This is a genomic window from Treponema socranskii subsp. socranskii VPI DR56BR1116 = ATCC 35536, assembly GCF_000468115.1.
GTDB lineage: Bacteria > Spirochaetota > Spirochaetia > Treponematales > Treponemataceae > Treponema_D > Treponema_D socranskii.
This window is the reverse complement of record NZ_AVQI01000012.1, coordinates 17,417-39,410: the sequence shown is the minus strand read 5'-3', so window position 1 is coordinate 39,410 and position 21,994 is coordinate 17,417. Positions and strand designations below refer to the sequence as shown.

Below are 21,994 nucleotides of genomic sequence, written 5' to 3'. Positions count from 1 at the left end.
ACTATGGGACGTGTGTACAATTTTTCGGCGGGACCGTCGTGTTTGCCGGAAGAAGTGTTGAAAGACTGTGCCGATGAAATGCTCGACTACAAAGGCACGGGTCAGTCGGTTATGGAGATGAGTCATCGTTCGTCGGCATTTAAGCCGATCGTCGAAGACGCCGAAGCTATGGTACGAAAACTCTTGCGCGTGCCTGACAACTACAAAATCGTATTTTTGCAGGGCGGCGGTTCGACGCAGTTTGCAATGGTGCCGCAAAACCTCGGCATACGTTCGGGCAAAGCGGTATACGTCGATACCGGCGTGTGGTCGGGTAAAGCGATCAAAGAAGCGAAAAAATACGTTTCCGTCGATGTCGCCGCGTCGTCGAAAGACCGCAATTTTTGCTATATTCCGAAAATCGATAAAATCACGGGCGATTACGATTACGCGTATATCTGCTTCAACAACACGATCAAGGGCACGCACTGGAATTATATTCCCGATACGGGCGGCATTCCGCTCGTCGCCGATATCTCTTCGTGCATCCTGTCCGAGCCGCTGGACGTGAGCGCTTTCGGTCTCGTTTTTGCAGGCGCGCAAAAAAATATCGGGCCTGCGGGCGTCACGCTCGTCATCATCAGGGACGACCTCATCACCGACGCTCCGCAAAAACTCACGCCGACGATGCTCACGTATAAAACGCACACCGACGAAGATTCTCTGTACAATACGCCGCCGTGCTATGCGATCTACGTCGTCGGTAAAGTGCTTCATTGGATAGAAAAAAACGGCGGAGCGGAAGGCATGAAAGTGCGCAATTATGCAAAGGCCGGGCGCCTGTACGACTACCTCGATTCGAGCGCCGTCTATCGTGCAACCGCCGACAAAGACAGCCGTTCGATCATGAACGTGCCGTTTTTGACAAAAGAGGAAGACGAAGCGAAGGCCGACGCGATCAACAAAAAATTCACAGCCGAAGCGGCGGAAGCGGGGCTCGTAAACCTTGCGGGGCACCGTACCGTCGGCGGTATGCGCGCGTCCATATATAACGCCATGCCGATCGAAGGCGTCGAACGTCTTATCGAATTTATGGATAAATTTGCCGCTGAAAATTTTTAAGCGGACGAATGCCCGCCGAAAGCATATCGTTTTGATACGGCTTTCAAAACGCGGCATCCGTATTAATAATTTACGGGAGTCAATATGTTTAAAATTCAAACGCTCAACAAAATATCCTCTGCGGGGCTCGAACGATTTCCCCGCGACGATTACGAAATCGCATCTTCGATCAACGATCCCGACGCCATCCTCGTGCGCTCTCAAGATATGCACGGCATGACGATTCCCGATACGGTAAAAGCCGTCGCACGAGCGGGAGCGGGCGTCAACAATATCCCCGTGCAGGAGTTGACCGAGCGCGGCATCGTCGTGTTCAATACGCCCGGCGCAAACGCGAACGCGGTTAAAGAACTCGTCATACTCGGCATGCTCATCGCAAACCGCCCCGCGATCGCCGCCGCCGAGTGGGTAAAAAGTCTTGCAGGCAAAGGCGATGAGATTCCCGACCTTGCGGAAAAAGGCAAATCCCAATTCGTCGGGCCGGAGCTGCAGGGCAAAACGCTCGGCGTCATCGGTCTCGGCGCCGTCGGAGCCCTCGTTGCAAACGCGGCCGTCGGTTTGGGTATGACCGTTGCGGGCTACGATCCCTTTATCTCCGTCAAACACGCGTGGCAGCTCGACACGCACATCAAACAGGCGGAAACCCTCGATACTCTGCTTTCAAAATCGGACTACATCACGATCCACATGCCGCAGACAAACGACACGAAAGGCTTTATCAATGCCGACAGATTGAACGCGATGAAAACCGGCGTACGCATCATAAACTTTGCGCGCGGAGGACTGGTCAACAATGCCGATATGCTTCAGGCGATTGCGAACGGAAAGGTTTCCATGTTCGTCACCGATTTTGCCGCGGAAGAACTGCTTGCAAATCCGAAAGTCATCTGTTTTCCGCACCTCGGCGCATCGACGCCCGAAGCCGAAGAAAACTGCGCCGTCATGGCCGTTGCAGAGCTCCGCGAATTTCTCGAACGGGGCACTATCGCCAATTCGGTCAACTTTCCGAAAATCGTCACCGAAAACGAAATTCCCTCCGGCGGTACGCGACTTTGTATTTCGAACAAAAACATTCCCGGTATGGTATCGAAGTTTTCGACGATTTTGGGTGAAGCCGAACTCAACATCGCGGGTATGATAAATCAAAACAGCGGCAACATCGCGTACAATATCATCGACGTCGAAGGCAATGTGAGCGACGATACGCTTGCAAAACTTTCCGCAATGGAAAACGTCACGCACGTGCGTGCGATCGCAGGGTGAGCGGGTATTACCGTAACTTTGGCAGCATTTGGAAATTCCTTGACTTTTGGAAAAACCGATGTATAATGCGCTTAAGGAGGCGTATATGAAAAAGGTAATAAGCGCAATAATGATTTCATTGTTTGTCGCAACAGGTATTTTCGCAATGGGTGCGAATGATTCAAATCCCGCCGACGGAAAAAAACATTACAAATTCGGCTTTACCTGTATGGATCAGTCAAATCCGTTCTTTGTGCTCATCGAAAAGACGATCCGGCAGGAGGTTGAAGCCCGCGGCGATCAGCTTATATCCGTCGACCCTGCGAATAACGTTACCCGCCAAATCCAACAGGTGGAAGATATCATCGCACAGAAAATCGACGGTATATTTTTGAACCCCGCTGAAGCGGAAGGGATCATCCCCGCGCTCGATCAGCTCAAAGCGGCCGGTATTCCGATCGTCAATTTCGATACGGAAGTTGCGGATATGAGCTATGTTGCGACATACACCGGTTCCGACAATTACAATGCCGGCAAAGTGTGCGGCGACGATCTCGTAAAAAAATGCCCGAACGGCGGCAATATTATCATACTCGATTCGCCGACGATGAACTCCGTTGTCGATCGTACAAACGGTTTTCTCGATGCGATTAAAGGGCACGGCTTTAAAATCGTCGGCCAGCAGGATGCAAAGGGCAATTTGCAGGTTTCGATGGGTATTGCGGAAGATTTGCTGCAAGCCCATCCCGAAGTCGTCGCCATTTTCGGCGGTAACGATCCGACGGCGCTCGGCGCGCTCGCGGCGGCAAACGCTGCAGGTATTAAAAAAGCGCTGATCTACGGCGTCGACGGTTCGCCCGATATAAAAAAAGAGATAGCGACGAAGGGTTCGTTGATCGAAGGATCGGGCGCTCAGTCTCCCGTCAATATCGCAAAAACATCGGTCGAACTTATGTATAAAATCATGGCCGGTGAAAAAGTCGATGCCCGCTATCCCGTTCCGACATTCCTCATCACAAGCGATAACGTAGCGAAATACGGTACGACAGGTTGGCAGTAATCGGATAAACGCAAAGCGCGTTTTGTCAAAAAAGCGTCGGATGAACTGTATATTTTGTGCTTCCTATTTCACGGTTAATGCGGCGACGGTACGGCAGCAGTGATGCTGCCGTACTGCTTGTTCTGCGTTGGTTCGACCGGCCGCTTTAAACGTCATACGTCAAAATAGGTTCCGTCTCATGGATGAAAATTTATTGCTTCAAATGAAAAACATCCATAAACGCTTTCCGGGCGTTTATGCGTTGAACGGTGTCGATTTCGAATTGCGTGCGGGGGAAGTGCACGCGCTGATCGGCGAAAACGGCGCCGGTAAATCTACGCTTATAAAAGTTTTGGGAGGAATCATCAAAGCGGATGAAGGCGAGATGTACATCGACGGCAAAAAAGTCGATATCGATAGCGTATTCGATTCCCAAAAAAACGGTATAGCGATTATCCATCAAGAGCTCGTGCTTGTGCCGCACATGACTGTTGCGGAAAACATCTATCTCGGCAGAGAACCGATGAAAGGCAAATTTATCGACAAAGCGGCGATGAATTCGGAAACCGATAAGCTGCTGCACCGGTACAATGCCAATTTTTCCGCGCAGACGCTCATCGTCAATTTAACGATCGCGCAGCAGCAGATGGTGGAAATAATAAAAGCGATTTCATTCAATTCCAAAATTCTCGTTATGGACGAACCGACTTCATCCATATCCGACAGAGAAGTCGAATTTTTGTTCGGTATCATGCGTACGCTTGTAAAGCGCGGCGTCGGGATCATCTATATTTCTCATAAGATGAGCGAGTTATGGGAAATCTGCGATAGGGTTACGGTGCTCCGCGACGGCTGTTTCGCAGGTATTTCGGACGTTGACAAAATAACGCGCGACGAGCTTATCGCGATGATGGTTGGACGGACGCTGGAACAGTATTATACGCGCGACTTTCAAACTGCCGGTGAAACGGTTTTGCGCGTCGAACATCTGTGCGATAACGACATGGTAAAGGATGTTTCGTTTGAGCTTCGGAAAGGCGAAATCCTCGGTTTTGCGGGGCTTATCGGAGCGGGCCGAAGCGAAGCGATGCAGGCCGTATTCGGGTTGAAGAAAAAATACGACGGTAACATAACGCTGTTCGGAAAAGCCGTTCATTTTACTTCTGCTGTAGATGCGCTCGACAGCGGTATGGCCTTTGTTCCCGAAGACAGAAAGCTTGAAGGCTTGTATCACGTACAAAGCGTAAAATACAATGCTACGATCGAAGTATTAAAAGAATTTATTAAAGGATTTGTTTTTAATAAAAAAAAAGAAACCGAGATTGCGGATAAATATACGGCGATGATGAAAACGAAAACGCCGTCGCTCGATCAGCGGATCGGAAACCTTTCCGGAGGGAATCAGCAAAAGGTAATGATCGGACGATGGCTTGCGGTAAATCCGTCGATCCTCATACTCGACGAGCCGACCAGAGGCGTCGATGTCGGAGCGAAAGCGGAAATCTATGCCATAATGAATGAGCTCGTCAAAGAAGGCATATCGATTATCATGATTTCTTCGGAATTGCCGGAAATCATCAATATGAGCGACCGTGTATATGTCATGGCAAACGGCAGGGTAAAAGCGTGTTTGCCGCATGCTGAAGTATCGCAGGAATCGATTATGCGGTTTGCTGCAGAATAAGGGATTGGGGGATTGCAATGAACAACGATACGGCAAAACAACTGGTAATGAAGCAGGGATTCGTACGATATTTCAAAGAAAATTTAGGTATCATCGCAGCGTTCATCGTTTTATTTTTGTTTTTGTCGCTGAATCCGAGCACGTCCCGTGCCTTTGTGACGCGGCAGAATATGTTCAATGTGCTTCGTCAAATTTCAACGAATATGTATTTGGCGTGCGGCATGACGATGGTCATCATCCTCGGCGGTATCGATCTGTCCGTCGGATCGATTATCGCACTTTCGGGCTGCGTTGCGGCTGCGTGTGTCGCTCGCTACGAATTGGCGATCCCCGTTGCACTTATCATCGGAACCGTCATCGGTGTCGTATTCGGAATGTTTAACGGTTTTGTCATTTCAAAGACGACGATTCCTCCGTTCATCGTCACGCTCGCCACGATGAATATCGCGCGCGGTTTTGCCTATGTGTATACCGGCGGTTCTCCCGTACGCGTCGTGACAAAGGCGTGGCAGTTTATCGGAGCGGGATATATCGGTATATTTCCCGTTCCCGTTATCATAATGATCGTCGTGCTTATCATAACGGGCTTGCTTATGAATAATTCGAAGCTCGGTCGGCATATCTATGCGGTAGGCGGAAACGTACAAGCCGCCGTTTTTTCCGGTATTTCCGTAACCCGCGTAAAATTTTGGGTGTACGCATATTCCGGTTTAATGGCGGGTATTGCGGGTATTGTGCTCGCATCCCGCATGTATTCCGGCCAGCCGACGGCCGGCGACGGGGCGGAAATGGATGCGATCGCGGCCGTCGTTGTCGGCGGAACTTCCATGGCCGGCGGTTCCGGTAAAATCGGCGGTACGATAATCGGTGCGCTGATTATCGGATTTTTGAACAACGGTTTGAACTTGATGAATGTCAATTCGTTTTGGCAGTATGTCGTAAAGGGTTTGGTCATTTTGCTCGCCGTGTTCCTCGACTTTATCCGCAACAGAAACAAACGCTAATTATTAATTTTAAGATGATGGGGGTTGTATGCTTGTATCGCTGCATGATGTTATGAAAATCGCCGAACGCGATAAAATTGCAATCGGCGCCTTCAACGTTCCGAACTGGGAATCCGCTGCCGCGATTATCGGAGCGGCGGAAGAGACGGATATGCCGGTCGTTTTGCAATATGCGCCCGTTCATGCGCAGTTTTTGAGTATGGAAGACGCTGCGGAGATTATGCTGTACTTTGCGAAAAAAACAAAAGTTCCCGTATGCGTACATCTCGATCACGGCGACGGTTTTGAACGCTGTATGCAGGCGATCCGGCTCGGCTTTACATCGGTTATGATAGACGCGTCGGCCTGTCCCTACGAAGAAAACGTCGCAACGACTGCAGAAGTCGTACGGGCATCTCATGCAGTCGGCGTTTCCGTAGAAGCGGAAGTCGGTCATATTTTCACATCCGTTACGGGGAGCGCCGAGGGGCCTGCAAAAATCGAAACGAAAGATTCGTTTGCCGACGTAGACGATGTATATACGCGTCCCGAAACCGCAAAAGATTTTAAAGAAAAAACGAACGTCGATGCACTCGCGATAGCGTTCGGCACTTCTCACGGTATTTATGTTGCAAAGCCGGTGCTCGATCTTGACAGAATCACCGCAATAAAAAAAGCGGTCGATATGCCCTTTGTCATGCACGGCGGATCCGGTTTGAGCAAAGAAGAATTCCAAACTGCAATACGCAACGGCATTAGAAAAATCAATTATTATACGTATATGACGATGAGCGGCGGAAAAGCGGTTAAAGCGCAAACGGATAGGATCAAAGCCGATGATCACGTCTTTTTTCACGACATTCCCGGTATTGCGACACAAGCGATGAAAGAAGACGTAAAGCAGGCGATACGTATTTTCAACAATACCTTATAAACGGGTGCACTATGCAAAAGGGTATCATCGTTGCGGGGCCGCTCATCCTCGATCGGCATTATGCGGTCGATACGTTTCCCGATGAAGGCCGGCTCGTAAGCGTACACGACATCCATGAGGACGTCGGCGGTACGGGCAATTTAATAATCGATTTGGCAAAAATCGACGCGGCGCTTCCGGTACGGGTGAGCACGGTTCTCGGCCGCGGCAGCGCGGGACGCAGCATTATTAAAGCGCTCGACGCATATCCGAACATCGACAAAAGCGGCATCGTAAAAAGCGATGAAGGGCATACGCCGCTGACGATCGTCATCGATGCGGACGATACGCATCAGCGCACGTTCTTTTATTATGCGGGTGTATCCGACACTTACGGCGAACGGCATATCGACTGGGATGCGCTTGAAGGCGATATCTTTCAGCTCGAATACCTTTTGCTTACAAAGGGTATTGATGCGCCCGACGGCGAATACGGTACGCATGCGGCGCGCATTCTCGCACAAGCGCGCCGGCGCAGCATGAAAACTTCCATCGATATCGTTTCCAGAAAAGGCGCATACGTTAAAGATATCGTTTGCGCATCGCTCAAATATACCGACTACTGCACAATCAACGAGCTTGAAGCGCAGGAAGTGACGGGGATCCCGCTCGAATCGGACGGAAAGATTATTAAAAATGCCATGCGTCCCGTTTTGGAAAAAATTGCCGAATACGGCGTGTCCCGATGGATCATCATCCATGCCGCTTCGTGCAGCTTCGGTATGGATTGTGCGACGGGTGCGTGTTTTACAATGCCGAGCCTTCGGTTTCCGCACGAAAAGATCAAAGGCAAAACGGGTGCCGGTGACGCATATTGCTGCGGTGTTTTATATGCGGCGTACCGCGGGCAATCGATCATCGATGCGATGAAGCTCGGTACCGCCTGTGCGACGTGTTCGCTTTCCGAAATAAACGGTACCGACGGCATGCGCGCATACGGCGAAGCGCTTGCCTTATACGATGCGTACAAATGCTCCGTCGAATTTGAAAAACTGTAAGCCGTTGCCGGCTTTTTGCAAAAAAAAATTATTAAGAGGGGGAAGTCTCCCCCTCGCGCGCACTTCGTTGCGCGTTGCCCCCTCTGCGGGGACACCCCGCAACGCCCCGTGCGGCACGCCGAATTCGCTTACCGGCTCTTTGCGGTTTTCGTGCTCTTCGTGTTTTTTTTCGCTTTTTTTGTTTCGGTCCGCCTATCGCTTTTGCCGTTCGTCTGCGTGTTGTCGCCGCTCTTTTGCTCTCTCGCCGAACCGTTTTGCTTTGCCACCGTATCGTTTTGCTTTACCTCTTTTACGCCTTCTGCGGGAGCCGGAAATTTTTGCGGCGTGAGTAAAAACGCGAAGAGGCTTCCGCACAATCCTCCTGCTATGTGAGCGGCGACCGAAATACCGTTATGCTGCAGCGTGTCGAAATTAAAAAACTGTCCGCCGATATACAATATGAATACGAGGATAAACGACAGCGGTATTTCGTTTTTTGCAAACGACGTAAATGACGCGAGCATGATCATCATAAATACGACGTCGCTTGCACCCATTTCCGGATGTGTGATCAAGCACGCGTTGATGACGCCGGTGACGAACGCGGTTATCGTTATGACGAGCGCGAGGACGCGGGAACCGTAGCGGCTTTCGATGATCGGGCCGAGCAATATGACGAGCGACATATTCGAAATGAGGTGCTGCCAATCGGCATGCCCGAACACATGCGAAAAGAGGCGGAAATAGTCGAGCGGCGCTTTCCAATCGAACGGATGGCTGCTGTACTTTCCGCCCGGTATGATAAAAAGCGCCGCCGCAAGGTGCCGGTCGAACACGTAACTGTCGAGCAGCATAATTACCGTACAGATGACGACAAAGGTAAGCGTAACGGGCGCGTTGTAGGTTACGCGGATTTTTCGACTCACTTCGGTATGTTCCTGCATGGCGACAGTATAGTGGAACGAACGTCGCGCCTCAAGCGATTTTTGCGTATATTTTTGCGTATATGGTAGGGTAGGGATACCGGAGACTTCGTGCACATAGCAAATGCCGCTGTTTCGCGTTCCGCTTCTTTTCCGCGTATGCATTTCCGCTGGATTCCCTATGTATGTAAAAATTTCACTTGCCGATACACGGAAACCGTGATATAATCGACGTATGGAAAGAGTGCGTATCGGCTGCAGGCAAAGCGAAGAATATTTAAAAAATTTGCCCGAATCGCTTGACAAAGATTGGGGCGCGCTTATAATTTCGCAACTCGCAACTCGCAACTCGCAACTCGCTTAGGCGTACTCCGTTCTCAATATTTTTTTCAAAACAATACAATCGCCGCTTGTACACCGCACAGGGAATTTTTCTCTGCGCGGTTTTTATATTTGTCCTATCCATACCCGTGCGCTTTTGAAAAAATCTGCGGCGCAGGGCATACATAAGGTTTTAGACGAGGGTAAGCGCGCGGCTTAGGCTGCATCGCTCACAGAGTACGCGGGTATCGCTGCCGGCATTGCCGGAGATACATATTTTGGGAATGAAAGTTCCTGCAATTACAAGTCTTTATACAGGAGGAAACGATGAAGACTACGATTTTTAACCGAAAAGCTCAGGCTTTTTTTGCAGCGGCGGCTGTGCTTGCCGCAGTATTCACAGCGGGTTGCAAAACCGAATCGGACGGAGATTCAGGACCGGGATACGTTAAGGTCGACTTCGGTACAAACGGCGACGGCTTAAAAGACTATCTTAAAACAAAGGCATCACCTGTCGAAGTAAATTACATCGAAATAACGGGCCTTGCAAAGGAGGACTTAAAAGGTGCAACCTCCCCCAGTACGGCAAGCAGGCTCGGAAAAATACTGAGCAACAACGATACAATAGACGTCGCTCTTAAATTCGGAGAAATACCGGATCTTACCGATATGTCATGCTGTTTTTACAATTGTAAAAATCTCGTAAAGGCTCCCGAAATACCTGAAAGCGTTACGGATCTGAGTTACTGTTTTTCCGGTTGCGAAAGGCTGATACAGGCGCCTTCGGTTATACCTAAAAACATTCGGACTATGTATAGTTGTTTTTTCGGGTGTAAAAAACTCATGCAGGCTCCGGTAATATCCGAAGGCGTTACTAATATAAACAGCTGCTTTTACAAATGTGAAAGTTTGACAAAAGTTCCTGCGATCCCTGACAGTGTTAAACAGATGGCTGTTTGCTTTTCCGGCTGCAAAAAGCTGGCGGAAATTCCTGCGGTCCCTAAAAACGTTGAATACTTGAACAGCTGCTTTTTTCAGTGCGGAAACCTTAAAGCCGTTACGCTTAAGTGCGATTACAATCCTGCAACCATTCTTGGCGGCCCGGCTTTTGCCGCCGCCTTTTACGACTGCACAAGCTTAACGGCGGGCAGCATAAAGGTTCCGTCGGGACAGCTTGCAACGTATAAGGCTGCCGCCGCCACGATGTCTGCGCAGGCGGAGTGGTTCGCAGCGGAATAAGCTGCAGCGCAGGCTGAAATTTTTAAAATCGAGTTTTCTTTTGAAAACTCGCTACTATACGCATGCGCTTGCGTACACTGATTGTACGGCTTCAAAATCTGAAGATTTAGTCGCCGTACAATTTTTTTTTGAAAATAATGCGCAAACGAAAAACCGCGGCAATAATACGCGAAAAAACGCTGCATACGCGTCTTCCAAAATACGTTCGGCGCGCAATCATAATGCCCGAAGCGCAAGGAGAAGTGTGCAGTGCATCGTGCATAGACGACACGTCGTGCACGCCGCCGTTTAAAACGACGGAACGGACGCCGCGCCTCAAGCGATTTTTGCGTATTTGCTGCCATTAAGCGAAAATTTTCGGATTTGCACATATCCGTTTTCACAGTATTGATTTTTTAAAGTTTCTAAAGATATTGGACAAAAGCTATTGGAATAACGGCAAAAATTCTGTATATTATAAGCATGGCTGACAGCGATACGTTCGGAAACGGCGAGTTTTCGATCGAAGCGGTCGATGCCGTCGATTACGATATTCCGCCGAACGGCCGCGTCGTTTTTTTTAACGACGACTATACGACGAAGGATTTTGTCGTCGACGTGCTTATGTCCGTTTTTCATAAATCGGAACACGACGCGTGCATCATCATGGAATCCGTACACAAAACGGGTTCCGGTATTGTCGGCGTGTATGCGTTTGATATAGCGGCGACGCGGGCTTCGATAACGGTGCACCGTGCGCGAGAAGAGGGTTTTCCGCTGAAAGTTGAAGTGCAGGAAGTGTAGGCGATATCGATTAGCCGAAGATAAAATTAATCGATAAGCGACTTTATAGCGCTCGATGAAAATTGCATGCACGTGCGGTTTTTGTTCGGCTCCGAATTGTGCCGCGTACCGGAGCGGCCGGGAGTAGTGAGATATGGAAATAAGTCCGCAGCTGCGAAAGATATTATCGGTTTCGTTTTCCGATGCAAAATATGCCCGTCACGAATTTTTTACGCCGGAACACTTGCTCAGCTCTGCGCTCGCATTCGATTCGGTGCGCGAGCTGCTCGAATCGTGCGGGGCAGACGTCGCGACAATCCGCGATTGCGTCAACGAATACATTAAAAAAAATGTGCCGGTATCCGCAGTGCAGGGAAACGGACAGAGCGCCGAGCCTGTCGAAACGCAGGGCTTTCAGGAAGTGATGAACCGCGCCGTCTTTCACTGCGCATCGAGCGACAAGCAGATCCTCGACATCACCGATGTACTCGTCAGCATGATAGAAGAAAAACGCAATTATTGTGCGTATTCGCTGCGCATGGGCGGCGTCGACAAGCTCCGCCTTATCGAAGAGATCGGCGCACAAAAGCTTACCGATGAAAATCAATTTTTTTTGGACGGTGCGGAAGCGCAGCAGAAATTCATGCCGGGTATGCAGACGGGAGATGACGCGCGCCAAGACAATTTGCGGAATACGAAACGGACGGCGCTCGAACGGTTTTGCGTCGATCTGACGGCGGAGGCAAAGCAGGGCAAAATCGATGCGCTCATCGGGCGGACGGATGAAATCGACCGTACGATCCAGATTCTGTGCCGACGGACGAAAAACAATCCGCTTTACGTCGGAGATGCGGGTGTGGGCAAAACGGCGATCGCAAACGGACTTGCGCAGAGAATCGCACAAAACGACGTGCCGGATGCGATTAATAATTTTTCCATCTACAGTCTCGATATGGGTTTGCTGCTCGCCGGTACGAAATTCCGCGGCGATTTTGAAGATCGTCTCAGAAAGATCACCGACGAACTGATGAAAAAGCGGCACGCGATTTTATTTATCGATGAGATCCACATGATCATGGGCGCCGGTACGAGCGGCAACAGCACGATGGATGCGGCAAATTTGTTAAAACCGGTGCTGTCGTCGGGAAAGATTCGCTGCATCGGTTCGACGACGCACGAAGAGTATGCGAAAAATTTCGAAAAAGACAGGGCGCTCGCGCGCCGTTTCCAAAAGATCGATATCAAAGAACCGTCGCCGGAAGACACGCTGGCGATTTTAAAAGGACTCCGCGATAAATACGAAAGTTACCACGGAGTTACGTACAGCGATACGGCGCTGAAAGCCGCAGTCGACTTGTCGGTGCAGTATCTGCCGGACAGGCGGCTTCCCGATAAAGCTATCGACGTCATCGACGAAGCGGGTTCGTACATGAAGATCAAAGCGAAGGGCGGATTCGCCCGCATGCGCAAAGCTCCCGCTCATACGCAGGAAGTCTCGCATACGAACGAGCTTATGAAGAAACCCATCGTGTCGACTTCCGTTATCAAAGCGGTGACGGCAAAGATGGCGCGGGTGCCGCTTGAATCGGTGACGAGCGGAGAAAAAGAAAAGCTCCGCGACCTTGCCGACACGATGCGCTCGGAAATCTTCGGACAGGATGAAGCGGTGGCGGCGGTGACAAAGGCGGTAAAAAGGGCGCGCGCGGGATTTAACAATCCCGAACGGCCGGAAGCGAGTTTTTTGTTCGTCGGTCCGACGGGCGTCGGTAAAACGGAACTCGCCCGTTCGCTTTCCCGTACGCTCGGTGAAACGCTCTTGCGTTATGATATGAGCGAATATCAGGAAGAGTATACGGTGAGCCGTCTCATCGGTTCGGCGCCCGGTTACGTCGGCTATGAAGAGGGCGGTCAGCTTACGGAAGACGTGCGCAAAAATCCGCATTCGATCGTGCTCTTCGACGAAATCGAAAAGGCGCATCCGAAAATTTACAATGTGCTGCTCCAAGTTATGGACTACGGATTTCTCACCGACAATCAGGGACGCAAAGCCGATTTCCGAAACTGCATCATCATCATGACGAGCAATGCCGGCGCGCGTGAAATGGAAAAGAGCAAAGTCGGTTTCGGCGCCGAAAACGCTTCGGACGAGGGAGATGCTCTCAGCGAAGCGGTTGAAAAAACTTTTTCGCCGGAATTCCGCAACAGACTCGACGGCGTTATCGCGTTTTCTCATTTGGGAAAAGCGATCGTCGACGATATCGCAAAAAAAGAAATCGCAAAACTCGCCGCCCGCCTCGCGCAAAAAAAAGTCAAGCTGGAAACGACTCCGCGTGCGATTGCCTACCTTTCGGAAAAAGGCTATTCGCGCGAATTCGGAGCGCGGAATATGGCTCGTACCGTCGAAGAAGAAATCGCATCTCCGCTCACCGACGAAGTGCTGTTCGGAAAACTTTCCGCAGGCGGCGAAGTGCGCGTCGACGTATCTCGGGCAGACGGCAGTACGGAAATATTGACCTTCGACTATGGAAAACGTTGATTGGCAGGAAAAGCTCGGCGCAGAACGTTTCGGAAGCGGTTTTGAATACACACATTTTTTCGTCCGCGACGCAGGTCGAAACGGTTTGCTCGGCTATACGGAGCACATAACGCCGGAGCTCGCGTTTTCGGCATATCTGCAGGGGATTTTCCCGTGGTATGACGAAGATTCGGGTGATCCCGTTTTGTGGTGGAGTCCCGATCCGCGTTTTGTGCTTCCCGTAAAAGAAATCCGCTTTCCGCGCAGTGCCGTGAGATTTTTAAAACACAGCCCGTATACGTATACCATCGATGCCGCCTTTTCCCGCGTGATCGAAAATTGTGCGCGCGTGCCCCGCGCGGGTCAGGACGGTACGTGGATAGGGGAGCGTATGATCGATATCTACTGCGCGCTGCACGAACGCGGTATCGCGCATTCGGTCGAAGCGTGGCACGGAGGCGAGCTTGCGGGCGGACTCTACGGAGTGCTCATCGGAAAAGTGTTTTGCGGCGAGTCGATGTTTACGCTTGAATCGAACGCCGGCAAAAGCGCGTTTATGCTATTTGCAAAAGCCTTCGAAAGATGCGGCGGCGTTTTAATCGATTCGCAAGTATATACGGAAAACATCGCGCGATACGGCGGCCGCAATATAAGCCGCACTGCGTTTTTGCGCATGGAAAGCGAACTCTTATCGCAAAAACTTTCAGGCGACTTGCACAAAGTTTTTGCCGAAATCGCGGCGGAAACCGTGTGCGCTTTCGCGCACGAGTGCGGATAAAGTCGGTATCATCGCAAAAGTGAGCGGCTTTCTCGCCGAGCACAAAGTCGATAAAGTATGATTAATTATTTCATTTCGTTGCGGTAAATAAAAGAAAAACGCGTTACGAGTTTTTCAACTCTCGACTTAATCGGATATCATTGTAATATCAGCCGGTCGCTCGTAAGCGCCGTTTTCTTTATGGAGCGGAAGCGCTGCACGATATCGTCCATCGTCAAATTCTTTTTTTCGGTTCCGGCTATGTCGAAAATGATTTCGCCTTTGTCCATCATGATAAGACGATTGCCGTATTCGAGCGCGTGCTGCATATTGTGCGTCACCATCATCACGGTGAGATTGTAGGATTCCGCAAAGCGCTTTGTCAAATTCATAACGAGGGCGGCGTTCGAAGGATCGAGGGCGGCAGTATGTTCGTCGAGCAAAAGGAGAGCGGGACGCGACATAACCGCCATGAGCAGCGTCAAGGCCTGACGCTGTCCGCCGGAAAACTGTTCGACATTGTCGGAAAGGCGCTCTTCAAGTCCCATGTTCAGCTGTTTGAGTTCGCTTCGGAAATATGAGCGCGTGCGGGTGTTCAAACCGATCTTCAAACCCTTCCAGCCTTTTTTGCTGCATATCATCATATTGTCTTCAAGCGACATTTTCCCCGCAGTACCGAGCAGCGGATTTTGAAAGATGCGCCCTATGTACAGTGCCCGTTTGTATTCTTCGTCTTTCGTGATGTCGCGTATGGAGCCGTTCATCGAAAGCGAAATCGTTCCGGCAGTCGGAGAGAGCGTACCGGCGATGACATTGTACAGCGTCGACTTTCCCGCTCCGTTCGATCCGATCACCGTGATAAAGTCGCCCTTATTAATCGTCAAATCGATATGTTTAAGCGCCACATTTTCATCGGCAGTGCCGGGATTGAACGTTATCGCAATATTTTTCAATTCAATCATGCTTCGCCTCCCGCTTTCGTCGGCCGTAAAAGATGCGATTTAAAATTCGCCTTGCCTTTCAAATTGGATATGAGGAGGCACAGGATGATAAGCAAACCGGTGACGAGTTTCAGATCGTTGCTCGTCAAGCCGATCCGATAGCCGTAGCTTCTGCCTGCGAACATGAGCGCGCGGTATAAAATCGATCCGAGCAAAACGCGGAGCGTCTGCATCGAAATCTTATTTGAACGGATGATAAACTCTCCGAGCATGAGGGAGGCAAGCCCTCCGACGATGACGCCCGTACCGCTTCCCACGTCCGCAAAGCCGTTGTACATTGCGGCAAAGGCACCCGAAAGGGCTGCAAGTCCGTCCCCGAAAGACACGCCGATGCCGCGGAGTATTTTCGGATCGACGCCCTGTGAAACGACCATCTGTTCGTTCGCTCCGAGCGCACCCATCGTCAAGCCCATGTCGGTGTGAAAAAAGAGATCGAGGAGTCCTTTTAAGACGACGACGAAAATTATTAAAAACAAAAGGATGCCCGCTTCAGGAGGAAGTGCGGGAAAGACGCGTTCCGTCCATGCGGCGCTCTTTGAAAATACCGTTTCGATGCGCAAAAACGATATGTTCGCACGGTTTGACATGATGCGGAGATTGATCGAATAAAGCATCGTCATGACGAGGATGCCGGCGAGCAGATCGGGTATGCGAAAGCGCGTATAGATGAGTGTCGTGACGAGCCCTGCAAAAGCGCCGCCGAAAAATGCGAGCGAAAGCGCGAAAACGGGGGGTATGCCGTGCAGCAAACACGCGGCAAGGATGCAGCCGCCGAGCGGAAAGGCTCCGTCGACCGTCATATCGCAAAAATTGATAACGCGGAAGGACACGAAGACACCGAGCACCATAATGCCGTATATCAAGCCTTCGATTAAAATACCGTAAATCATGCAGACTCCCCATAACCTTCTTGTAACTATTGATAGTAATATTTTTTTTCATTTATGTGAATAGGCGGCAAATCCGAAACGGCAAGCGCAGATGCGTATCCGTTTTAATACAATCGCCGCCGTTTGACAAAAGTTTTTATAGGGGTTTTTATGAAAATAAAACACATCGTGTATTCTGCAGTGCTTGCGTCTCTCGTATTCGCAGGATGTCAAACCGCATCTCAAAAGGGAGCGGCTCCTTACAAAATGACGACGGTTTCCGAAAAAAACGCCGTCTTCGAAGCGGAAATCGCCTATCCTCAGTTTGCGGGATTCGATGATCTCAATTCTCTTATTAAATCGCGCACGCTCGGCGCGTACGATGACTTCAAATCGTCCGCACAAAAAACGAGAAAGGAAATCGAAAGCGCGAAGAGCGCTTCCGCCGAAAAAATTCCGCCGTTCGAATATAAAGCCGTATGCGATTCGATCATCGTAAGCGACAACTATATTTCGATGCTCTTTACGGCGTACCGCTATGAAGGAGGCGCACACGGAGAAACGCTGCTCGACTCGATCACCTACGATAAAGCGCTGAAAAAAGAAGTGTCGATTACGGAAGCGTCCGGCTTATCGGTCAAAGATATTGCAACGCAATGCAAAGATTATTTTATGAAGCACTTAAGCTACGGAGGAAACGAAGCGGAAGCGCAAAAAGCGCGCACGGACTGGATCGCCGAAGGCACCATACCGGAAGCGAGCAATTACCAGACGTTCACGTACGACGGCAAAAAACTCACCGTTTATTTCGAGCCCTATACGGTCGCGCCGTATTCCGAAGGCGTGCAGAAAGTTACGATTGCAGCTGTGAAATAAAATTGCCTGACGCAATTTTTTAATTAATAAATAATTTCGACCGCCGCACACTGCGGCGGTTTTCTATATGACGCGCTTTCCTTTCCATTTGCCGCTTCGGAAGCGGTACACAAAGCACGACGAGCGCACGATCCAATCGAGTATCATCGCAAACCAGACGCCGAGGGCGCCGAAGGAAAGCGGCCAGCCGAATTGTGCCGTAAGGCCGAACATCCCCGTCCACTTGAGTACATAGCTCATGCCGATGCGTACGACCCACATCGAAATCATAGAAACGATCATCGTAAACACGGCGTCTCCGGCGGCGCGGAGCGAGTTCGGAAACGTAAACGACACGGGCCAAATGAGCATCGCGCACACGCCGTGCAAAAGCGTCATATACCAGGCAAGGCGTGTCGTTTCGGTTGAAAGCGCATACAGGCTCAAGATCGAGCGCGAACACAAAAGGAACGGGATATTCAGAGCGGCAATCGAAACGAATGCGAGCGCGAGCAGTTTTTTCGTATAGTATTCGGCTTGTTCCATTTTTCCCGCTCCGATGCACTGGCCTACGACCGTGAGCATGGCAAGACTCATCGCCGAACCGGGCAGCGTTTCAAACGAAGCGAGCGTATTCGCCGCGGCGTTTGCGGCGATCGCCGTCGTACCGTACGTCGCGATGAGCGAAAGCACGAGTATCTTTCCGATTTGAAACATACTGTTTTCAAGTCCGTTCGGCACTCCTATTGCAAGAATGCGCTTGACGATTCCTCCGTCGAATTCGAAACGGAATATGCCGCGTATCGAAACGGCCGGATGTCCGTTGTATTCACCGCCTTTGTACAAAAGCGCAAGCAAAACGACGGCCGCAGCAGTTCGCGACACGAGCGTCGGAAACGCTACTCCTTCGACTCCTCGGTGAAAACCGTAGAGGAGGATCGCATTGCCGCCGATATTCAAAACATTGATCAAAAGCGAGATGAGCATCGACACGCGGGAATTACCCTGAGCGCGGAACAGTGCCGCGCACGCGTTGTACAAACCGATCGAAGGGAGCGCAAAAATCGTAATAAAAAAATACGTGCGGGAAGCGTTCATAACGCCGTCGTCGATACTGCCGAATAAAAACGAAAGGAGCTGCCGGTTAAATACGAGACAGAGCGCCAAAACGGCAAGAGAGGCGGCGACGATCGTATAAAGAAGCTGCTTTGCGGTTTTGGATGCCATATCGTGAGCGCCGTGCCCGATATACTGAGAGGCAACGACGGCGCCTCCCGTGCCGAGAGCTGCAAAAAGCTGGACGAGCAATACGTTCAGGGAATCGACGAGAGAGACGCCCGACACCGCTTCTTCGCCGAGTGTCGACACCATAACGATATCGGCCATGCCGAGAAATATCGAAAGGAGCTGTTCAACGATGAGCGGCAAAATGAGGCGCCGCAAATCCTTCGGCGAAAATAACAAACCGGTCTCAGGCATAGGATTAATAATTTTTACAAAACCGATTTTAAAAACTGCTGCAGACGTTCGCACTTCGGCCGGTTGAAAATATCATCCGGCGTTCCCGATTCCGCGATGACTCCTCCGTCCATAAAGAGTACGCGCGTGGCGACTTCCCGTGCAAATCCCATTTCGTGCGAAACGACGACCATCGTCATGCCCTCTTCGGCAAGCCCTTTCATGAGGCTGAGCACTTCGCCGACCATTTCGGGATCGAGCGCGCGCGGGGGTTCGTCAAAGAGCATCACGTCGGGGTTCATTGCGAGCGAGCGCACGATCGCTATGCGCTGCTTTTGTCCGCCGGACAATTTCGACGGATAAGTCGAAGCTTTATCGGCAAGGCCGATTCGCGCGAGGAGTTTCATCGCGTTCGATTCGGCATCGCTCTTCGTCCGGCGCTTGAGCGTGACGGGCGCAAGCGTGATATTCTGTAAAACGGTCAAGTGCGGAAAAAGATTGAAGTGCTGAAATACCATGCCCATCTTTGCGCGCAGTTCGTCGACGTTCGTCTTTTCGGCGGTTATATCGACTCCGTTAAAAAAAATGCTGCCGCCGTCCGGGCGTTCGAGGAGATTAAGACAGCGCAAAAACGTACTCTTACCCGCACCTGAAGGCCCGATGATGACGATCTTTTCGCCTTTAACGATCGTTTCGGAGATATCGTTGAGAACCGCGTCTCCTCCGAATTTTTTTATTAAATTTTTAACTTCGATCACTGCGCGCCATCCTTCTCTCGAAAATCGAAAACAGTTTTGTCAATCCGACCGTAAGGCAGAGATAGACCGCCGCGCACGACAGGAGCGGAAGCCATGCGTTGTACGTAGCGTTGCGGATATTGTCGCAGGCTTTTTGCAGATCGACTACCGCGATAAAACTTGCAACCGACGTTTCTTTGATGAGTGCGATAAACTCGCTCGTATACGTCGGAATGATGACGCGGAACGCCTGCGGCATAACGATTTTAACAAGCGTCTGCCGCCACGAAAGACCGAGCGAGCGGCCCGCTTCGGTCTGCCCCGCATCGACCCCCTGAATGCCTGCGCGGAAAATTTCCGTACAGTAGGCGCCGGAGTTGATGCCGAAGGCAATGATCGCGACGAGCACCGCATTGCTTATGCCGATCGGAGAAAAGATCACAAAATAAAAAATCATCAGCTGCGTCGCCATCGGTATGCCGCGTATAACCGTCGTATAAATTTCGGAAATCTTTTGCAGCACTTTGTTTTTTGAAATTTTAAAAAGAGCGAAGGTGCAGCCAAGCACCGAACCGATGAGGACGGCACAGATCGCAATGAGCAGCGTCGTGCCGAGTCCGTAAAATACGAGCTTCCATCGCATATTCGCAATCATCGTGTCATAGAATATTTGAAACACAATCCGCTCCTCGTGAATCGCTTCGAGCCGAATGCGATATCCGGCTCAAAAGTGTCATATACTATCAATTATTTTCGAACGATGATGACCTGATTCGATGAATAATACGGCTCGGAAAAATCGACGTTTTTTCTGCGCTCGTCGGTTGCAGTCATACCTGCAGCAATAAAATCGATCGCGTCCGATTGAAGAGCCGCGATCAGTCCGTCGAACGCCATATCGACGACTTGCAGCTTTTTCCCCAAGTCGCGCGCAATCATCTGGCTCATCGTTACGTCGAAGCCGACAGGATCCGTACCTTCGATATACTCGAATGGGGGAAAGGCGGCGTTCGTTCCCATTTTAATAATTTCACTTCCGTTCGACACAATCGCTTCGGGAACGACGATGGCGCCGTCGGCAGGCATAAACGCCTTTACGAGTTTTTCATAGGTTCCGTCCGTTTTCATCGCGGAAATCGTTTTGTTGATCGAATCGAGCAAAGCTGCGTTTCCTTTTTTTACGGCGATCGCGTATTCTTCGGTTGCAAAGCGGATATCGAGCACCTTTAAGTCGCGGTTTCGCTTTACGATTTCTTTTGCAGGCAGTTCGTCGAGAACTATCGCATCGATCGCGCCGTTTTTCAAATCGAGAGCCGCGTCCATGCCCGTCTTAAACGATTTCAGCGTTGCGTCTTTTACGTTGTCCTGAACATAGATTTCACCCGTCGTTCCCGCCTGACATCCGATTTTTTTGCCGTTCAAATCTTCCGCCGAAGCGATGTTCACCTGCGCTTTTTTCGAACACGAAATCAGACCGAATAAAGCTGCCGCAGCAAAAAGTGCAAACATAATTCTTTTCATACTGTTATGTCTCCTGTGCAAAATGAAAAAAGGGACAAAAGACTGCGTATGCAGTTTTGTCCGTTTACGAAAGTATAAAATTCGGTACCCAAAATGTCAATTATTAGCCGACGGTCTTTCAACGCTCGCGATGAAATAAACGCGTATGCCGTCCGCACCCGTTACACGTACGCCGCATTTCGATATAATGACGGTATGGCAAAAAAACGGATCGACCGCGATAAAATAATACAAGCCTTTCTCATGTGTGCGTTTGAAAAAAGCGCGGGCGCCGTCTCCCTTGCCGACATCGCCTCTCTCCTCGGCGTAAATAAAGCCTCTCTCTATAATCATTTTTCGAGCAGGGATGCTATCTGTGAAGCGGCGATCGATTTTTGCGCCGAGTATATGAGCGGCGTCCGCTTTATTCCCGAAAGTGCGGATTCACTCGTTTCGCTTCCGTTTTCCGATGCGCTCGCAAAAATCGTCAAACAGTATTTCCGTTCGTACGAAATCGAACCTCTCTTTCAAATGTACGCGTTTATCCATTCGAGTAAATTTTTTTCGTCCGAAGCCGCCCTGTCGGCGGAGCGGGAAACGCAAAAGATCGCGGACGATACGGCATCTCTCATTGCGCGATTCGCTGCTTGCGGAAAACTGCCGGGCACGAAAAGTAAAGCGGAACAAACGAGCGCGCTCGATGCGGGAAGCGCAGGGAATGCAAACCGAATGGGAAATATGCGGCAGGCGGACGGCGTGCAGACTGCAGATGCAACGGAAAAAAATGAACGCCCTGCAAACGGTGAGCGCGGAACGGCAGGCGATGCAAACGATGCACCGCATACGCTGCAGACGGCGGCATCCGATACGTTCAAAGAACGCGCCCTCTTTTTTGCGCGTGAGCTGAGTGCGGAGTTGGGTGCGTACATCGTCGAAAAAAAAGAAATGCTGAGGCGAAATCCCGAAAGCGGCGCGGGGAGCCTCTTTGCTCTTCCCCCCGACGATTCGGCGCTTGCAAAAATCATCGCGAGAGCCGAAGCGTATTGGACACGCTGACG

The 21,994-nt window shown here is 50.6% G+C and carries 21 protein-coding genes; 14 read left to right on the top strand and 7 right to left on the bottom strand.

Going from position 1 to position 21,994, the window contains the following annotated elements:
* Positions 1–3: 3 nt before the first annotated feature.
* The 7 genes from serC (at position 4) to HMPREF0860_RS01865 (ending at position 8,020) form a co-directional block, all read left to right on the top strand.
* Entirely contained in the window at positions 4–1,101 is a 1,098-nt protein-coding gene (gene serC / locus HMPREF0860_RS01895; RefSeq protein ID WP_021330263.1) for a 3-phosphoserine/phosphohydroxythreonine transaminase, read from the top strand.
* An 84-nt stretch (positions 1,102–1,185) separates the two neighbouring features.
* A complete protein-coding gene (locus tag HMPREF0860_RS01890) occupies positions 1,186–2,364 on the top strand; it encodes a phosphoglycerate dehydrogenase (RefSeq protein WP_021330262.1) in 1,179 nt (392 codons plus the stop codon).
* Positions 2,365–2,449: 85 nt separating this feature from the next.
* Positions 2,450–3,403 carry a sugar ABC transporter substrate-binding protein gene (locus HMPREF0860_RS01885; protein ID WP_021495441.1) on the top strand — a complete coding sequence of 318 codons (954 nt, stop codon included), beginning with the start codon at positions 2,450–2,452 and terminating at the stop codon, positions 3,401–3,403.
* A gap of 202 nt (positions 3,404–3,605) precedes the next feature.
* Entirely contained in the window at positions 3,606–5,066 is a 1,461-nt protein-coding gene (locus HMPREF0860_RS01880) for a sugar ABC transporter ATP-binding protein (protein ID WP_231364331.1), read from the top strand.
* Positions 5,067–5,083: 17 nt separating this feature from the next.
* Positions 5,084–6,070, top strand: coding sequence for an ABC transporter permease (locus HMPREF0860_RS01875; RefSeq protein ID WP_021330367.1), 987 nt, complete (start codon positions 5,084–5,086; stop codon positions 6,068–6,070).
* Between the two features lie 28 nt (positions 6,071–6,098).
* On the top strand, positions 6,099–6,983 hold the full coding sequence (locus HMPREF0860_RS01870; protein ID WP_021330358.1) for a class II fructose-bisphosphate aldolase: 885 nt from the start codon (positions 6,099–6,101) through the stop codon (positions 6,981–6,983).
* Between the two features lie 11 nt (positions 6,984–6,994).
* Positions 6,995–8,020 carry a carbohydrate kinase family protein gene (locus HMPREF0860_RS01865; protein ID WP_021330304.1) on the top strand — a complete coding sequence of 342 codons (1,026 nt, stop codon included), beginning with the start codon at positions 6,995–6,997 and terminating at the stop codon, positions 8,018–8,020.
* Between the two features lie 128 nt (positions 8,021–8,148).
* Here HMPREF0860_RS01865 and HMPREF0860_RS01860 read toward each other — a convergent pair whose 3' ends face one another.
* Entirely contained in the window at positions 8,149–8,943 is a 795-nt protein-coding gene (locus HMPREF0860_RS01860) for a rhomboid family intramembrane serine protease (protein ID WP_051169951.1), read from the bottom strand.
* A 627-nt stretch (positions 8,944–9,570) separates the two neighbouring features.
* Between HMPREF0860_RS01860 and HMPREF0860_RS13135 the strand changes: the two genes are divergently transcribed.
* The 5 genes from HMPREF0860_RS13135 (at position 9,571) to aat (ending at position 14,537) form a co-directional block, all read left to right on the top strand.
* Complete coding sequence (locus HMPREF0860_RS13135; protein WP_021330366.1) at positions 9,571–10,482, top strand: leucine-rich repeat protein; 912 nt, start codon at positions 9,571–9,573, stop codon at positions 10,480–10,482.
* A 128-nt stretch (positions 10,483–10,610) separates the two neighbouring features.
* Positions 10,611–10,829, top strand: a complete 219-nt coding sequence (locus tag HMPREF0860_RS13735; RefSeq protein ID WP_156002082.1) for a hypothetical protein — start codon at positions 10,611–10,613, stop codon at positions 10,827–10,829.
* A gap of 115 nt (positions 10,830–10,944) precedes the next feature.
* Positions 10,945–11,265 carry an ATP-dependent Clp protease adaptor ClpS gene (locus HMPREF0860_RS01845; protein WP_021330363.1) on the top strand — a complete coding sequence of 107 codons (321 nt, stop codon included), beginning with the start codon at positions 10,945–10,947 and terminating at the stop codon, positions 11,263–11,265.
* Between the two features lie 133 nt (positions 11,266–11,398).
* The gene (gene clpA / locus HMPREF0860_RS01840; RefSeq protein WP_021330346.1) at positions 11,399–13,780 is read left to right on the top strand and encodes an ATP-dependent Clp protease ATP-binding subunit ClpA; all 2,382 of its coding nucleotides are present in this window, start codon (positions 11,399–11,401) and stop codon (positions 13,778–13,780) included.
* Positions 13,767–14,537: a leucyl/phenylalanyl-tRNA--protein transferase gene (gene aat, locus HMPREF0860_RS01835; RefSeq protein WP_021330362.1), complete on the top strand. Its 771-nt coding sequence runs from the start codon at positions 13,767–13,769 to the stop codon at positions 14,535–14,537. The genes clpA and aat overlap by 14 nt, the downstream gene beginning before the upstream one ends.
* A gap of 137 nt (positions 14,538–14,674) precedes the next feature.
* On the opposite strand, the gene HMPREF0860_RS01830 is transcribed toward aat, so the two are convergent.
* Together HMPREF0860_RS01830 and HMPREF0860_RS01825 are read right to left on the bottom strand one after the other, a co-directional pair.
* Positions 14,675–15,478 carry an ABC transporter ATP-binding protein gene (locus HMPREF0860_RS01830; protein ID WP_021330359.1) on the bottom strand — a complete coding sequence of 268 codons (804 nt, stop codon included), beginning with the start codon at positions 15,476–15,478 and terminating at the stop codon, positions 14,675–14,677.
* On the bottom strand, positions 15,475–16,407 hold the full coding sequence (locus HMPREF0860_RS01825) for an ABC transporter permease (protein WP_021495439.1): 933 nt from the start codon (positions 16,405–16,407) through the stop codon (positions 15,475–15,477). The genes HMPREF0860_RS01830 and HMPREF0860_RS01825 overlap by 4 nt, the downstream gene beginning before the upstream one ends.
* A 150-nt stretch (positions 16,408–16,557) precedes the next feature.
* Between HMPREF0860_RS01825 and HMPREF0860_RS01820 the strand changes: the two genes are divergently transcribed.
* Complete coding sequence (locus tag HMPREF0860_RS01820; protein ID WP_021330308.1) at positions 16,558–17,262, top strand: DUF3298 and DUF4163 domain-containing protein; 705 nt, start codon at positions 16,558–16,560, stop codon at positions 17,260–17,262.
* Positions 17,263–17,325: 63 nt separating this feature from the next.
* Here HMPREF0860_RS01820 and HMPREF0860_RS01815 read toward each other — a convergent pair whose 3' ends face one another.
* From HMPREF0860_RS01815 to HMPREF0860_RS01800, 4 genes are all read right to left on the bottom strand, one after another.
* A complete protein-coding gene (locus HMPREF0860_RS01815) occupies positions 17,326–18,720 on the bottom strand; it encodes an MATE family efflux transporter (protein ID WP_021330351.1) in 1,395 nt (464 codons plus the stop codon).
* 14 nt (positions 18,721–18,734) lie between these two features.
* A complete protein-coding gene (locus HMPREF0860_RS01810; protein ID WP_021330277.1) occupies positions 18,735–19,457 on the bottom strand; it encodes an amino acid ABC transporter ATP-binding protein in 723 nt (240 codons plus the stop codon).
* A complete protein-coding gene (locus tag HMPREF0860_RS01805; RefSeq protein WP_021330320.1) occupies positions 19,444–20,115 on the bottom strand; it encodes an amino acid ABC transporter permease in 672 nt (223 codons plus the stop codon). The genes HMPREF0860_RS01810 and HMPREF0860_RS01805 overlap by 14 nt, the downstream gene beginning before the upstream one ends.
* Positions 20,116–20,183: 68 nt before the next feature.
* Complete coding sequence (locus tag HMPREF0860_RS01800; protein WP_021330353.1) at positions 20,184–20,957, bottom strand: transporter substrate-binding domain-containing protein; 774 nt, start codon at positions 20,955–20,957, stop codon at positions 20,184–20,186.
* Between the two features lie 195 nt (positions 20,958–21,152).
* Between HMPREF0860_RS01800 and HMPREF0860_RS01795 the strand changes: the two genes are divergently transcribed.
* Positions 21,153–21,992 (top strand): TetR/AcrR family transcriptional regulator, encoded by an 840-nt coding sequence (locus HMPREF0860_RS01795; RefSeq protein ID WP_038081013.1) that lies wholly within the window; start codon positions 21,153–21,155, stop codon positions 21,990–21,992.
* Positions 21,993–21,994: the final 2 nt, after the last annotated feature.